Below are 14,447 nucleotides of genomic sequence, written 5' to 3' on the forward strand. Positions count from 1 at the left end.
TTTTTCTTTGCATGCAAAAATTAACGGTGTCTGCGCCCGCCGGTTTTCATCTGCGCCATCACGGCAAAGACCGTGGGCAGCTTCGGCAGTTCGGGAAGCGCTTTTTTCCACTCAAGAGCGGTTTTTGTGACAATCGATTCACCGCTTCCGGTCACGTCGGTTGCCGCCGTAATGAGTGTTTCGGGACAGAGCGATTCCGCAAGGGCTTTGAGCATCTTCGTGTTGCGGTAGGGCGTCTCGATGAAAAGTTCGGTTTCACCGAGCCTGCGGCTTTCGGCTTCGATACTGCGGATCGCCGCATCGCGCTCTTCGCGTTCAATCGGCAGATACCCGAGAAACCGGAAGCGCTGCCCGTTCATGCCGCTTGCCATGAGCGTCAAAAGCATGGAGCAGGGGCCCACGAGGGGCTTGACGGGAATGCCGAGCAGCGAAGCGCGGCGCACGATCCCGGCACCGGGGTCGGCAACCGCGGGGCACCCGGATTCACTTACAACAGCGGTATCTGAGGCGCCAACTTTTGTCATGGGGGCAAGCCACGCATCAAACTGCCCGGCATCGGGCTCATGCCCGATTTCAATGATTTCAAGCGTATCAATGGGACCGGGGTGGCCCGCAGCCTTCAGAAACCGGCGCGCGGAACGCGCGTTTTCCGCAAGAAACCGCCGGCAGTTTCTGAGTACCGAGAGCGTCTGCGCCGGGAGTACGGCTTCGGGTTCGGTTTCCGCAATCCGGTTGGGCAGAAGATAAAGAGTCGCAGCCATGATGCTCGTGTCCTTAATTGACGGTGAGTCCCTTGACCGGGGGAATGCCTGCGAGGGTGAGCATTGTGGTGACGCGCATCAGAGGGAGCCCAATAAGCGACGTGGGATCATCACTTGAGACCGATTCCATGAGCGCGATGCCGAGACGCTCAATCTTGGCGCTTCCGGCGCAGTCAAAGGGTTTTTCCCGTTCAACATAGTCGCGCACGGTCTCTTCGGTGAGCGCCCGCATCGTGATCACCGTGTCGCTGATCGTTTCCTGCGGCGGCAAGACCGGGGAGAGCACACATACGGCCGTGTGAAACACGACGCGCTTACCCTGCATACTCATTAACTGCGCCACGGCTTTTTCAAACGTGTGGGGTTTGCCGAGGGCTTGGCCGTCCAAGTCACAGACCTGGTCGGACCCGATCACAACGGCGTGAGGATTGGTTTTTGCAACGGCCTCGGCTTTAAGCCGCGCAAGCCGCGCGCAAAGCTGTACCGGGGATTCACCGGCCAAAGGGGTTTCATCAACCTCGGGGCTCACGCAGGTATAGGCGAGCCCGAGACGGTCCAAAAGCTCACGGCGGTAGCGCGATGAGCTCGCTAAAATCAGAGGAATGTTTGTCATAGTGCCCGCTATTTTAAAGGCAGGCACCGCGAGATTTCCTGAGAAGAACTATGTCCCGTACCGTCGATATTTTTGAACTCTCCCGCACACGCCGCACGATCGAGGGGGAGGCAACGCTAACGGATATGCCGCAGCTTGAAAGTGCATTGGAAGGAGAAACCCGGGAGGCTTCCGTGCACTGGAAGGCTGTCGGGGAAGCCGGCGTCAGGGGGCTTGCGGCCGCGCGCCTTTTTATTAAGGCCGTGCTTGTCACGCAGTGCGTGCGCTGCGGCAAAGCCTGTGAGATTGAGATTGAAAAGGAGCTGCCCTTTCTTTTTACAAAGACAGAAGCAGAAGCCGATGCGCTTCCGATTGAAGAGGACGGTGACTACGACATTGTCGTCGGAAGCACGCACTTTGATCCGGTGGGCTGGGTTGAGGAAGAACTCATTTTGTCGCTGCCTGCATTTCCGCAGCATCCGGCCTGTGAACCCGACCGCGAAAAGCTGCAGACCAAAGAGACCGGGGAAACGCAGCAGAAAACCAATCCCTTTGCCGTGCTTGCCTCGCTGAAAAAGCGCTGAGAACGTCCTGAAGGTTTTCGTTGAGAAAAAATTACGAAGTCTCGGCTACAAATTGATGACAGAAATAATCACGAGAATGCCGCTCAGAGATCCACACAGATGCGGCATTTGCGGATGAAGCGCTTCACCGCCCAGTCGGTCTTGGCTTTGCGTAAGCCCGGAATCCCGAGATCCTCTTCGCGGTTAAGTTCCGTGATGTGCTCGGGAAGGCTCTTTGCGAACTCCTGGGCGAGCACCGGATAAGCGCCCGCAACATCTCGCGCGGCTTTTTCAATGTGAACAGCAAAAAGTCCGGGCGCGCATTCGGCGCCGTAGGTAAACCCGAGCACGCGCCCCGCATCGGTTAAGACCCTGCCCGTGACGTTAAGTGCCGTGAGGTTCGCCAGAACAATCGAAATCGCTTCGCATTCTTCGGTCAGCCCCGCATTACTGTCGTGTTCGGCGTACCAGCCTGTGAGAAAGTCTCTTACGGCGGGAACATGGGCGGGGGTGAGCGGCTCAAGCGTTGCCTGCGGATGCGCGGCACGGAAACGCCGGGCAAAGTTGCGTTTGCCGTTTAATTTTCTGCCGGCAAGCGTTACGAAGGCCTCCCGGTCGTAGATGTAATCCCAGTAGTCGTTGGATGATTCCAGGCGAAAGCTCACCGCGGGCAGATGAGCCGTGAGGTTGGCGACAAGGTCATCGACCACACCCGTGATGTAAAGCGCCTCACACCGAAGCCGCGCTTCTTCCGAGAGATGCTCCAAAACAGGCTTCATTTTTTCTGCGCAGGCAGGAACGGCATAGGCCGCTTCTTCTCCCGTCGGATGCCAGCGCACGACGGGAATTCCCTCAATCACGGCAAAACTTGCATTGCGCGCGGCAGCGCGGGAAATCAGCGATACGGCGGTGAGATTGCAGTCGCCGCTGCCGAAGGCCGGGTAGGCGGACAAAAGCGTTTCGGCGCTTTCAGGCGTGACGGGCGAAAAGGAGGTTTCAAACATCGGGAGCAGACAAATCTTTCAAAAGGAAGCAAACTTTAAAACAAAATGCCCGCGAAAAAACTGAAGGCAGACAAAAGAGCCCGCAAAGACTGCGGGCCCGATTGCCGGAATGTATGGGAAAACGCTTAAAAGCGGGCAGCCTTGAGTTTGACCGCTTCCACCCATTCGGCCGTGGAGGCTACGCTTTTTGCGCGGTAGGCGGGGCATTCCGTCGCATAAGCAGTGACGGTCCCCGCGTCAATGAGATCAAAGACCGGACGAAAGACGCGGATTTCGCCTTTTTGCGGCGCGTCCATCATCTCGGCTTCCTGTAAAGGGAGCTTGTCGACTTCCGGGGAGTCCGGATCACAGACGTTGTTGGTCCCGACGGTGTAGACGGGGATACCGGCGTGGCTTGCGGCAAGCGCGCAGAACGAGCTTCCGGTGTAGCCCACGGCGTCACCGCGCCGCGTAATCCGCAAAACCGGGAGCATGGCGGCCGTTATGCGGCGCGTTTTGATGGTGTAGTTCACTGCCGTATCGGCAATCACCGAAAAAGGAATATTGCGGATCTGCAGTTCCTGCACGGCCATGCGGATGCGGCCCGGAACGTACTGTGACTCAAGAATCACGACTTCGGCGTTTGCGCCCTGTCTGCGGGCTTTTTCCACGGCCGTGAGAATAGGGCTTTTGCCGAGCGCGCTTTTTGAGCTGCAGCCCGCGGTAAGCAAAATGACGGCATCTTCGCCGATCAAGGGCAGGAGATTTCCTGCAACCTTCTCTTCAGAGGCCACAATATGGTCGCAGTACGTTTTGGCGGCCGCAAGAAGCCCCTGAGCCTGCTCATCAATCGTAAGGTGCTCTTCCTTTAAGCGTTTGCTCGCAAGACGCATATAAGAGAGTGCCGCTGCAAGCGAGGCTGAGGCCGGGCACGTGGCCTGAAGGATCAGAAAGGCTTCTTCAAGCGCGTAACTGAAAAAGTCGGTGCTCGGGGCGCGTCTCTGGTTGTTGGCTTCAAGAGCAAGCCCCGCTAGAGCGGTTCCCACAATGGCGCCCGAACCGATCACGCCGTAAAGACGTATGGCCTGAGCGACCTTGTTGACGTTGTCAAGCTCCCAGGTTTCCTGTCCGGACGGGCGGCTTACCGAGAGCGTGAGTCCCTTGTCCGTGAGCTTTATTGAGTTGTACTCAAGAAGCGTTGTCATTATTCTGAGCCCGTCTTCAAACAGTTCTGCAGTAACCTGGGATTGTAGTCGACGGACTGATTTTTTTCGGATGTCCGGACTTTTCTTGCCTTAGGTTAAGATGCGGAAAGCTGCGGCGGGCTTTGCCTTAAAGCACAACGCATACGGGTTATGGCTCTGAGAAAACACAAAAAATTGTTTCCGGACCGTAGCAAAGCCGCGTCATTTTGCGTATAATGGCGCGCTTTCAAGTTTTCCCTCGTGGGGTATAAAAATGGCTGTTCAGCAAAATAAGAAGTCCGTCGCCAAGCGCGGCAATCATCGTGCACACGACTTTCTGACCAACCCGCCGACCGCTGTTGAAGCGACGACCGGTGAAGTCCATCGTCGTCACCACATCAGCCCGACCGGTTTCTACCGCGGCAAGAAAGTGATCGCCACCAAGGGCGACGCTGAGTAAGGTTTTACGTCCGTCCGATACAGAGTGCAGCAGCGCTCTGAGGTGAAGCACTTCAGAGCGGCTCATGTACCGAGGGATCCCACGACCCGGTCGCGGGAGAGAGCGGGAAAGGACAGACACTCTGCTGCAGGTTTCAGCAGAAAAAACTGAATTTGCCGGTCTCGACCGCATTCGCTGTCGGACGGTCAGCAAAAAGGCAGATTTCTCGCGCAGGAGGTGTGTTCCTGCAGGAGAATCTGCCTTTTTCTTTGCTCTGAAATAATCCCGGGCGCTACAGGCCCGGGAGAGAGAAACCTTATGCGGCCAGTGCGCAGGTTTCCGCGGGTGCAGCCTCCGGTGCGGGCGGCACGGGCAGTGCAATTTCGCCGTTTGTGCTCATCAGATAGTCGTTAAAGACGTGAGCGGCCGGGGGCTCGTACCACGTGCCGTCGGGCAGTTTCACGGTGGTTTCCCTGAGCCTCCAGGCAAGCGCTCCGCACGTGTAGACGCGGTACTGCTTCATTTGGTAGCAAAGGCAGGTCTTGCCCTCAATCACGGGGTTTTTGATGCCTGACTCTACCGCTTCACGGTAGGCGGCAAGGTAGGCGCAGTCGCCCTTATCGAGCAGGTAGCCGTAGGCTTCACACTGCGGTTTGACGCTGGAGGCGATGGCAGGTGAAATCTTAAGCATCCGCATCGGGTAGCCCGTAGGCGAAATGCCGTTAACCTCAATGCCGTCTTTTTCGGAATTAAAGTAGGCCTGCTTCACCTTGTGAGGAAGTCCCGCTTCCCGCGTGACGGCAAAGCGCGTTGCAACCTGAATGCCTGAGGCACCGAGCTGCATGAGTTCCACGCCGTCGGTGCCGGTGAAAACGCCGCCTCCGGCAATCACCGGGATTTCAAGGTGGTTTTCCTTGAGAAAGGCGATCACTTCAGCCGTGATTTTCTGCAGACTGTACGCCTCCCAGTCAAAGCCGAAACCGAGGTGGCCGCCCGCCAAGGGGCCTTCCACCACCACAAAGTCGGGAAGCCGTCCGGTACGGGAGGATTTTTTCAGGAAAATGTTGAGGGCACGGACGCTTGAAACCACAATCCCGAGTTTGGCGTGCCTAAAGCGCTTATTCTCAGCCATCATGGCAAAGGAAGAAATATGCAGGCCCGCCGAGAGGCTGATGCCGTCAATGCCCGCGTCAAGCGCTGCGTTTAAACGGTGCGGCAGCGTTTTAAAGCTGTCGTTCATCGTGAGCTTTTCCATGCAGTTGATGAAGACAAGACCGTCACCGGTTTTGCGGTTCATCACGTCTTCAACGCACAGGTGCGTCGCGCGCTCGATTTCTTCCGGCACAAATTCCATGTCTGTTTTCGGAGCCAGACCTGAAAAGGGCGCGCAGCGCTTTGCTTTATCCTTTACGAAGTGCGTGCCGAAAAGGCGGTCGCTCACGTCGGCGGTGAGAGCGTCTGAAATATGGCCCACGCCTCCCAGGCGTGCGGCTTCAAGCGCAAGCTCGCGGGTGGAGATATTCACGCCCATGCCTCCCACCATGATCGGTTTGAGTTCTTTGTCTCCGAGCACAAGGCGGTAGTCATTCATACGGGCCGAATTAAGCGGCATAGTCTTGGTTCCTCCGGGGGAATACGTTTTCGTTTACCGCAGTTTTGCAACGCACAGGGGACAAAATGTCCTGCCTGACTTTGGGGTTAATACGAATCAGCCGTCGGGACGATTCCCGCGGGGCCGCACCGCTCACGGCCTCAGGGGGTTTTTGAGGCTTGAACTTACTTTCAGAAAAATCCGTTTTTCAGCTTCACGGATGAGGGGATTCACCCTGATGCGCAAAGCCTGATTTTTGTGTAAACGCACACAGGCGCGAAGAGGCAGAAATTTCTTTTGTCCGTCGGACATCCGTGCTTTTGTCGTCCTTTCGGACGGCTCACAACGATCCCGCTCTTTGTTAAGATCATCAGATTCACGTCCGCGGGCTGAAATTGGCCACGGCGGACAAACGGAATCTGAGAACAAACTATCCATGGCTTTGACTGTTTTCTCACGCATTACGGGCACCGGGAGTGCGCTGCCCGTAAAAAGCGTCACCAATGACGAACTGGCGCGTGAACTCGCCCTCAAGGGTATTGAGACAAACGACGAATGGATCCGCACCCGCACGGGGATCTGCGCTCGGCGCATTGCGTCCGGGACGGAAACCACCACAACGCTTGCTGTGGCAGCGGCAAAAAATGCTTTGTCTGCCGCGGGCGCTGCAGCGGATACGGTGGACCTCATCATCGTCGCCACAACGACGCCCGACGCGGTCTTTCCTTCCACGGCCTGCCGCGTGCAGGCTGCTTTGGGTTGCCGCGGCTCGGCTGCTTTTGACGTGCAGGCGGTCTGTTCCGGTTTTGTGTATGCGCTTGGAACCGCTGACGGTTTGATCCGCGCAGGAAGCTATAAGCGGGCCCTGGTGATCGGCGCCGAAACCCTTTCGCGCGTTGTGAATTGGGAAGACCGTTCAACCTGTGTGCTTTTCGGTGACGGGGCGGCTGCGGTGGTGCTTGAAGCCTCTGACGCGCCCGGGATCCTCGCGCACCGCATGCACGCCGACGGAACGTTCGGAGCCGACACACTCGGGCTTGATGCGCACATCGCGGGGGGTGCTGTGACCGGCAACCCCTATATCCGCATGAACGGACAGCAGGTTTTTAAGCTTGCGGTGAGTTCGCTTGCGGCGTCTGCTCAAGAAGTCTGCGCGATGGCCGGTCTTAAATCAGCCGATATCACTGTCTGGGTGCCGCATCAGGCCAACAGCCGCATCATTTCGATGGTGGGGGAAAAGCTCGGAATCCCGCTCGAAAAAACAGTGCTTACCGTGGCGCATCACGGCAATACATCGGCGGCGTCCGTGCCCTTGGCGCTTGATGAAGCCGTTAAAGCAGGCCGCGTGAAATCCGGTGACACGGTCCTGCTGCAGGGGGTCGGTGCCGGCATGACCTGGGGCAGCGTCCTCGTGCGCTGGTAAAGAATAAAAAAATTTGGGAGTCAACATGAAAATCGCTTTTGTTTTTCCCGGACAGGGAAGTCAGGCCGTGGGGATGGCCGCGGGCTTTGCCGATAACGCAGCGGCTGCGGCCGTGATGAAAACCGCCGACGCCGCTCTCGGCGAGAGCCTCTCGGGGCTCATTGCAGAAGGCCCTGCGGAGAAACTGAACCTCACCGTAAACACCCAGCCCGCCGTGCTGTCCGTTTCTTACGCGCTTTACAGCGCGTGGCTTGCGGCGGGCGGGGGGGAGAGCCCCGGTGTCGCGGGGGCCAGGCTGTGGGGGAAAACCGGGCGCTTTTGTGCCTGGNCAGCGCGTGGCTTGCGGCGGGCGGCGTTAAGCCCGCTGTTGCCGCGGGGCACAGTCTCGGCGAATACACGGCGCTTTTGGCCGCGGGCACCTTTACGCTTGAAGAAGCCGTAAAACTCGTGCGTTTCCGAGCCGAAGCCATGCAGTCGGCGGTGCCCGTCGGGGTGGGCGGCATGGCCGCGATCATTGGTCTTACGGATGAAGCCGTGGAAAAGGCCTGCGCCGAAGCTGCCGAAGGTGAAGTGGTTGAACCCGTGAACTTCAATTCCCCGGGGCAGGTCGTGATTGCCGGCAACACCGCGGCGGTGGCGCGCGCCTGTGAAAAATGTAAGGCGGCGGGCGCCAAGCGTGCTTTGCCTCTGGCCGTCTCCGGGCCTTTCCATTCAAAGCTTTTGGCGGGTGCTGCCGAAAAGCTGGGCGTTCGTCTTTCTGAGGTTGAAGTGAAGACCCCGGCCTTTGACGTGATTGCCAACGTGGACGCGGCCGTACATACGGCGCCCGATGATATCCGTACGGTGCTCGCACGCCAGGCCGCTAGCCCCGTGCAGTGGGTAAAGACCGTGCACGCGATGAAGACAATGGGTGTGACGCATGTCGTTGAGTGCGGCCCGGGCAAGGTTCTGACGGGCCTTATCCGCCGCGTTGATCCAACGATTGAAACGGCCAACATTTCCTCGGTTGACGCCATTGCCACGCTTCTGGAAAAAGACGGTTTCCGCGCTTAAGACACAGATTTTTTTGTAAGGAACACGAAGAATGCTTATCAATGCAGATGCTTTTGCCGGGCGCGTGGCGCTCGTAACGGGCGCAAGCCGCGGCATCGGTGCCGCAGTGGCAAAAAAACTCACCGAAGCCGGTGCTTTTGTGGTGGGTACCGCAACCTCTGAAAAGGGGGCAGAGGCTGTCTCGGCGGCTTTGGGAGAAAAGGGCCGCGGCATTGTCTTAAATGTCACGGACCGCGCAGCCTGCGCCGAAGCCGTCAACGCTGTTGTGACCGAATTCGGCCGCATCGATATTCTCGTCAACAACGCGGGCATCACCCGCGACATGCTCGCGATGCGTTTAAGCGACGAGGACTGGGACGCGGTGATTGCCACCAACCTTACCTCGGTCTTTACAATGACGCGCGCGTGCCTGCGCCCCATGATTAAGGCCCGTTACGGCCGCATCATCAACATGAGTTCGGTGGTGGCTCAGATGGGTAATGCAGGGCAGGCCAATTACGCTGCCGCCAAAGCCGGCATCATCGGCATGAGTAAGTCGGTTGCGCAGGAAGTCGCTTCCCGCGGCATTACCGTCAACTGCATCACCCCGGGCTTTATCGAAACGGATATGACCAAAGCCCTGCCCGAAGAGACCCGAAAAGCGCTCTCAGACCGTATCCCTGCAAAGCGCTTAGGGCAAACGGATGATATCGCGGGAGCGGTCCTCTTTTTGGCCTCAGATCTTGCGGGCTATGTAACCGGCGCGGTTTTGCCGGTCAACGGTGGACTCTTCATGGGGTAGTGCTTCGCGCGCTCATCCCTGATAAAATAACGCGCTTACGGGGCGGCAGACATTCGCCCTCGTACCGAATTTTTTCAGTATTACCAGAATTACCTCCCCGGAGACTTTAAATGGACGATTTGGAACAAAAGGTCAAGAAGATCATCGCTGAACAGCTCGGCAAGAACGAAGCCGACATCAAGAACGAGGCTTCCTTCATCGAAGACCTCGGCGCTGACAGCCTCGACACGGTCGAACTGGTGATGGCTCTTGAAGATGCCTTTAAGGTTCAGATCCCCGACGAACAGCAGGAAAACCTGCGCACTGTTCAGCAGGCGATCGACTTCATCAAGGCCAACGTCAAGGCCTGATGTCTGAGCGTCACGGGTCCACAGCCTCAGACTGAGCCGCGACCCGTGAAAAGTTCTCCGAAGGGCCTCAGATTTCAGGCCCTTTTTTGTGCCCGCTGAAAGCGTGTGTTCATACCGCGGGCGCCTTAAAACATAAGGATTAATCCGTTATGCGTCGTGTTGTAGTGACCGGTCTGGGACTGGTCAGCCCCCTGGGCAATGATGTGGCCACCTCCTGGAATGCGCTCCTTGACGGGGCCTGCGGCATTGACCGCATCACGCTTTTTGACGTGGAAAATTACGGCTGCCAGATTGGCGGTGAAGTCAAAAACTTTGATGCGGCACAGTATTTGCCCGCCAAAGAAGCCCGCCGCTTTGACCGCTTTATCGCTTTCGGGTGCGCGGCCGGCATGGAAGCGTTGGACGATGCGGGGCTTAAGTTCGAGCAGGGCGATCCCGCCGCTGAACGCGCAGGCGTCATTCTGAGCGCCGGTATCGGCGGGCTTGACATGCTCTGCAAGAACTACGGCACGCTTCTTGAGCGTGGTCCGCGCCGTGTGTCGCCCTTTATGATTCCGGGCTCCATCATCAACCTCGCGGGCGGTGAACTCTCGATTTTAAGAAACCTCAAGGGCCCGAACCTCACAACGGTGACGGCCTGTGCTTCCGGCCTGCACGCGATCGGTGAAGCCTCCTGGATCATCCGCCGCGGCGACGCAGACGTGATGGTCGCGGGCGGCTGCGAAGGCTCGATCTGCCCTGACGGTATTGCCGGCTTTGACGTCATGCATGCGCTGTCGCGCCGTAACGACGATCCCAAGCATGCCTCGCGCCCCTTTGACACGGGCCGCGACGGCTTTGTGATGGGCGAGGGTGCCGGTGTTCTCGTGCTTGAAGAGTACGAACACGCCAAGGCCCGCGGAGCAAAGATCTACTGTGAAATCGCGGGTTACGGACTTTCCGGTGACGCAGGCCACATCACGACCCCGTCCACCGACGGCCCCGTGCGCAGCATGAAGATGGCTTTGGGGCACGCTGAGATGAAGCCCGAAGACGTTATGTACGTGAACGCACACGGTACGTCCACCCCGATCGGCGACATCAACGAATGTAAGGCGATCCGTGAGGTCTTCGGCGAGCACACCGAGCACATGTGGGTGAGTTCCACCAAGGGCGCCACGGGGCACCTTCTCGGGGGCGCAGGCGGCCTTGAATCGGTCTTTACCGTGAAGGCCATTGAAACCGACACGGTACCGCCGACCATTAACCTCGAAAACCAGGATCCGGAATGTAAGGTCCGGGTGTGCGCCGGTAAACCGGAAAAGACGGTGATCAACGCCGCCATGAAGAATAACTTCGGTTTCGGCGGCACAAACGCCACGGTAATCTTCAAAAAGCTGAAATAACCGCTCGGCTTTAAGCCGAAAAAAAGCCCGCCGGGAGGAAAGCTCTCAGGCGGGTTTTTGCTGCCCCAGTCTTCGGGTTTCTCGCACAGCACTTTGCTCTGGCAAAGGCTCTTATCTTTGTGCTGCCGCTGATAGCCGTGACGGCGGCAGCAGCAGCCTGGTCAGCGCTTGCCGCTTGCATCCGGGACTGAGGCCGCGCCAGCGCTTTTGGCCTCAATGTCCTTCAGCTTTTTGATCGCCTTGATGTGCCCTTCGGTGCGCTTGGTGAGAAGGCTTGCGGCAATGCCCGAGACCACAATCGTCACCATGCCGACGGCGCTGGTAAAGCTGACGTCATCTCCGAAGATAAGAACACCCATGAGCGTGGAAAAGAGAATGACGGTGTACTGCAGGGCGCCTGAGAGCACCATGTTGCCGCGGGAAAAGGCCATCGTGAGCGTGAGCTGCCCGAGGGTCGCGCAGACGCAGAAAGCGAGAATGCTTGCGGCACCCGTGGCAGTCCACGCGTGAAAGCCGCCCGTGAAGGGAATGGCCGAGAGGCCGCAGACGCTTCCTGCAAGCATCAGGAAAAAGATGATGCGCGAAAGCGGCTCATGGTAGCTTCCGAGGCGCTTCACAAAGCCCGTGGCCAGCGCCGTGAAGCCGCCCGCGGCGATGCCGACGCCCGCGGCAAAATATTCGTCCGGCCCGATGGTGGGCCCGAGCAGAATGACAACGCCCGCAAAGCCCGCGGCAAGGCTTGCCATCAAGCCCCAGTTGATGTGGGAGTGATGCAGCAGCGACCAGATGACGACAAAGGTTCCCAAAAAGAGGGGAGCTGTGTAATTGAGCGTCATCGCAAGGCCGAGGTTGAGGTGCGAGAGCGAATAAATCCCCGCCACAATGGCGGCCACGCCCGCCAGAGACCGCACGGCATGCGCCCACGGGTGCTGCGTGCGCATTGAGGTGCCTTCGCGGTGCATCATGATGAAAAAGACCACGAGCCCGAAAAACGACCGGTAAAAGAGCACTTCCCAGGCGCCAATCCCTTCAAGGCTCGCAAACTTAATGCACACACCGTAGACCGCGTAAAAAACGGCGGCGACAACCATCCAAAGCGACTGCATGCGTTTCTCCAAAGTATCTTTGGATTGTATCGCCGGAGCTTATGCCCGAAAAGGGGCCTTTTTTTGCGCTGCGTCAGACTATTTCCTGAGCTTGTAGCCGATCACGAAAAGCCGAGCGGCAATTGCGGCCGCAACGACAGCCGCGGCAGCAAGCACGGTGAGGCTCACCCAGGCATTAAAGTCGCTTTGCCCGAAAAAGCCGTAGCGAAAGCCGTCCGTCATATAAAAGAAGGGATTAAAGCGCGAAGCGGTTTCCCAGACGGGCGGCAGGCTCTTGACGGAATAAAAAACGCCCGATAGAAAGGTTAGCGGCATCAGCACGAAACTCTGAAAGGCGCCGAGCTGGTCGTACTTATCGGCCCAGAGTCCGCAGATCACGCCGAGGCTTGCCATGAGAACGGCCCCTAAAACCGCAAAGGCCAAAACCCATAACGGGGACAAAATCATCGGACGCCCCCAGAAGAACGTGGCGATAAAAACGCCGATACCCACAACGAGCCCGCGCACAACCGAGGCCCCGATAAATGCCGCGGCAAGCTGAAGACCTGAAAAAGGCGGAAGCTCAATAAAAACGAGGCTTCCCATGATCTTTGACTGCAACAGCGACGAAGCGCTGTTGGCGAAACTGTTTTGAAGAAGCGACATCATGACCAGGCCCGGCACCAGAAACTGCGTGTAGGTAACGCCCTCAAACGTGGCCATCTTGTCGTCAAGGAGTTCCCCGAAAACCGCGAGGTACATCACGCCCATGATGACGGGTGCAAGCACCGTCTGCAGGGCGATTTTCCGGAAACGCAGCACTTCTTTTTCAAACAGCGTGAGAAAGGCGGCGCCTGCGTGATAGGGTTGTGGCTTGGGAAAGGTCTTTTGTGTCATGTCAGTCGTGCGTGAGGCGCAGGAAAACTTCTTCAAGGCTTGCCGGTCCCGTCTCAATGTCAGTAATGCGGCAGCCGGCATCGTGGAGCCGGTTCAGAATCCGGCGCAGGGCGTCAGCGTCAGGCGCTGAGGCCGTAAAGATGTTGTCGCCCGCGGCGGAAAAGGGCGTGCCTTCGATCTCAGGAAGCGTCCCCTCAAGCAGCTGGAAGCGCACCCGATCACCGGAAAAGCGGGTGAGAAGATTTCGGGTGGTGTCCAAGGCCGCAAGTTTCCCGTGACTTAAAAGGGCAATCCGTTCACAGAGGGCCTGCGCTTCCTCAAGGTAGTGCGTCGTAAGAATAATGGTGTGGCCTTCGGCGTTAAAGCGGCGCATGAGATCCCAGAGCTTGTGCCGTAATTCCACGTCAACGCCCGCCGTCGGTTCATCAAGCACAATCACGGGCGGCTTATGCACGAGCGCCTGCGCGATCAGAACGCGCCGCTTCATGCCGCCCGAGAGGCGGGAGACCTTGTCGTTGATTTTTTCCGTGAGTCCGAGGCTCTCAATGAGTTCCTCAATCCAGGCGTCGTTGTTTCTCAGGCCGTAGTAGCCGCTTTGCTGCCGCAAAATCTCGCGGACGGTAAAGAAGGGATCAAAGGTGATTTCCTGAGGGACGATCCCGACCGCCATTTTGGCGCGCCGCGCATCGGTGATGACATTCATGCCGAGCGCCTCAATCGTGCCTGCGTCGGGCGTGACAAGGCCCCCGAGAATGCCGATCAGGGTGGACTTGCCGGCGCCGTTCGGGCCCAGCAGGCCGAAGAGTTCGCCTTGCTGCACCTTAAAGGAGACGCCCTCAAGGGCGTGCGTGTCTTGCCCTTTGCGGTGATAGGTTTTTGTGAGGTTCTGAACGCTCAGGGCATTCGGTAAAACGTTGGGCATTACTTAAAGATATCCGTGCCTTTTGCGGCGAGAAAGGCGGAGAGTTTCTGAAAACGGTGAATGACTTCATCGTCGGCCGTGCGTGCAATTTCGCGGGCCAGCTCCCGGGCTTCATCAGGATTAAGCATCATTGACTGCGTGAAAAAGTCTTCAATGATGCGGCGCCGGGCACAGATGCGTCGTGCGTGCCTTAACCCTGGCTCCGTGAGCGTAATGGGGCCGTAGGGCTGGTAGGTGACGAGTCCGGCTTCCTTCATTGAGCGCAGTGTTGCGGCCACCGTGCCGCGCGTGACGCCCTTTTGCTGCACGATCGAGCAGCCGCGCGCCGTTCCCTTTGCCGACTGCTCTTCAAAGATGAGCGCGAGATAGTCTTCCTGCACCGGGGTGAGGGGTTTTTCCGCCATGGTGTTCTCCCGTGTTTTTTCTTTTTACGAAAGT

General features: G+C 58.0%; 15 protein-coding genes and 1 pseudogene. 7 read left to right on the forward strand and 9 right to left on the reverse strand.

Annotated elements, in window-relative coordinates; translation table 11 throughout:
- Positions 1 to 20 precede the first annotated feature (20 nt).
- On the reverse strand, positions 21 to 761 hold the full coding sequence (locus BQ7486_RS10550) for an SAM-dependent methyltransferase (protein WP_074009969.1): 741 nt from the start codon (positions 759 to 761) through the stop codon (positions 21 to 23).
- Positions 762 to 774: 13 nt separating this feature from the next.
- Entirely contained in the window at positions 775 to 1,374 is a 600-nt protein-coding gene (locus tag BQ7486_RS10555) for a Maf family protein (RefSeq protein WP_074009970.1), read from the reverse strand.
- Positions 1,375 to 1,424: 50 nt separating this feature from the next.
- Here BQ7486_RS10555 and BQ7486_RS10560 point away from each other — a divergent pair, with 50 nt between their 5' ends.
- Positions 1,425 to 1,937 carry a YceD family protein gene (locus BQ7486_RS10560; protein WP_022373316.1) on the forward strand — a complete coding sequence of 171 codons (513 nt, stop codon included), beginning with the start codon at positions 1,425 to 1,427 and terminating at the stop codon, positions 1,935 to 1,937.
- Between the two features lie 83 nt (positions 1,938 to 2,020).
- Here BQ7486_RS10560 and BQ7486_RS10565 read toward each other — a convergent pair whose 3' ends face one another.
- On the reverse strand, positions 2,021 to 2,920 hold the full coding sequence (locus tag BQ7486_RS10565; RefSeq protein WP_074009971.1) for a DUF2156 domain-containing protein: 900 nt from the start codon (positions 2,918 to 2,920) through the stop codon (positions 2,021 to 2,023).
- 125 nt (positions 2,921 to 3,045) lie between these two features.
- Positions 3,046 to 4,104 carry a translation initiation factor eIF-2B alpha/beta/delta subunit family protein gene (locus tag BQ7486_RS10570; protein ID WP_074009972.1) on the reverse strand — a complete coding sequence of 353 codons (1,059 nt, stop codon included), beginning with the start codon at positions 4,102 to 4,104 and terminating at the stop codon, positions 3,046 to 3,048.
- A 253-nt stretch (positions 4,105 to 4,357) separates the two neighbouring features.
- Between BQ7486_RS10570 and rpmF the strand changes: the two genes are divergently transcribed.
- On the forward strand, positions 4,358 to 4,543 hold the full coding sequence (gene rpmF, locus BQ7486_RS10575; RefSeq protein WP_022373313.1) for a 50S ribosomal protein L32: 186 nt from the start codon (positions 4,358 to 4,360) through the stop codon (positions 4,541 to 4,543).
- Positions 4,544 to 4,838: 295 nt separating this feature from the next.
- Here the strand turns inward: rpmF and BQ7486_RS10580 are convergent, their stop codons facing one another.
- On the reverse strand, positions 4,839 to 6,134 hold the full coding sequence (locus BQ7486_RS10580; RefSeq protein ID WP_074009973.1) for a nitronate monooxygenase: 1,296 nt from the start codon (positions 6,132 to 6,134) through the stop codon (positions 4,839 to 4,841).
- Between the two features lie 415 nt (positions 6,135 to 6,549).
- On the opposite strand from BQ7486_RS10580, the gene BQ7486_RS10585 reads away from it, so the two are divergent.
- The 5 genes and pseudogenes from BQ7486_RS10585 (at position 6,550) to fabF (ending at position 11,105) form a co-directional block, all read left to right on the forward strand.
- Complete coding sequence (locus tag BQ7486_RS10585) at positions 6,550 to 7,536, forward strand: beta-ketoacyl-ACP synthase III (protein ID WP_074009974.1); 987 nt, start codon at positions 6,550 to 6,552, stop codon at positions 7,534 to 7,536.
- A gap of 25 nt (positions 7,537 to 7,561) precedes the next feature.
- Positions 7,562 to 8,589 (forward strand): annotated as a pseudogene (locus BQ7486_RS10590) (ACP S-malonyltransferase).
- Between the two features lie 31 nt (positions 8,590 to 8,620).
- On the forward strand, positions 8,621 to 9,370 hold the full coding sequence (gene fabG / locus BQ7486_RS10595; RefSeq protein ID WP_074009975.1) for a 3-oxoacyl-ACP reductase FabG: 750 nt from the start codon (positions 8,621 to 8,623) through the stop codon (positions 9,368 to 9,370).
- A 110-nt stretch (positions 9,371 to 9,480) separates the two neighbouring features.
- Positions 9,481 to 9,720, forward strand: a complete 240-nt coding sequence (gene acpP, locus BQ7486_RS10600) for an acyl carrier protein (RefSeq protein WP_074009976.1) — start codon at positions 9,481 to 9,483, stop codon at positions 9,718 to 9,720.
- A gap of 149 nt (positions 9,721 to 9,869) precedes the next feature.
- On the forward strand, positions 9,870 to 11,105 hold the full coding sequence (gene fabF, locus BQ7486_RS10605; RefSeq protein ID WP_022373307.1) for a beta-ketoacyl-ACP synthase II: 1,236 nt from the start codon (positions 9,870 to 9,872) through the stop codon (positions 11,103 to 11,105).
- Between the two features lie 161 nt (positions 11,106 to 11,266).
- Here fabF and BQ7486_RS10610 read toward each other — a convergent pair whose 3' ends face one another.
- The 4 genes from BQ7486_RS10610 to BQ7486_RS10625 form a co-directional block, all read right to left on the reverse strand.
- On the reverse strand, positions 11,267 to 12,211 hold the full coding sequence (locus BQ7486_RS10610; protein WP_022373306.1) for a DMT family transporter: 945 nt from the start codon (positions 12,209 to 12,211) through the stop codon (positions 11,267 to 11,269).
- Between the two features lie 78 nt (positions 12,212 to 12,289).
- Positions 12,290 to 13,087, reverse strand: coding sequence for an ABC transporter permease (locus BQ7486_RS10615; RefSeq protein WP_074009977.1), 798 nt, complete (start codon positions 13,085 to 13,087; stop codon positions 12,290 to 12,292).
- Between the two features lies 1 nt (position 13,088).
- Complete coding sequence (locus BQ7486_RS10620; RefSeq protein ID WP_074009978.1) at positions 13,089 to 14,009, reverse strand: ABC transporter ATP-binding protein; 921 nt, start codon at positions 14,007 to 14,009, stop codon at positions 13,089 to 13,091.
- On the reverse strand, positions 14,009 to 14,413 hold the full coding sequence (locus tag BQ7486_RS10625) for a metal-dependent transcriptional regulator (RefSeq protein ID WP_022373303.1): 405 nt from the start codon (positions 14,411 to 14,413) through the stop codon (positions 14,009 to 14,011). The genes BQ7486_RS10620 and BQ7486_RS10625 overlap by 1 nt, the downstream gene beginning before the upstream one ends.
- Positions 14,414 to 14,447: the final 34 nt, after the last annotated feature.

It is taken from the genome of Duodenibacillus massiliensis, assembly GCF_900128485.1.
GTDB lineage: Bacteria > Pseudomonadota > Gammaproteobacteria > Burkholderiales > Burkholderiaceae_F > Duodenibacillus > Duodenibacillus massiliensis.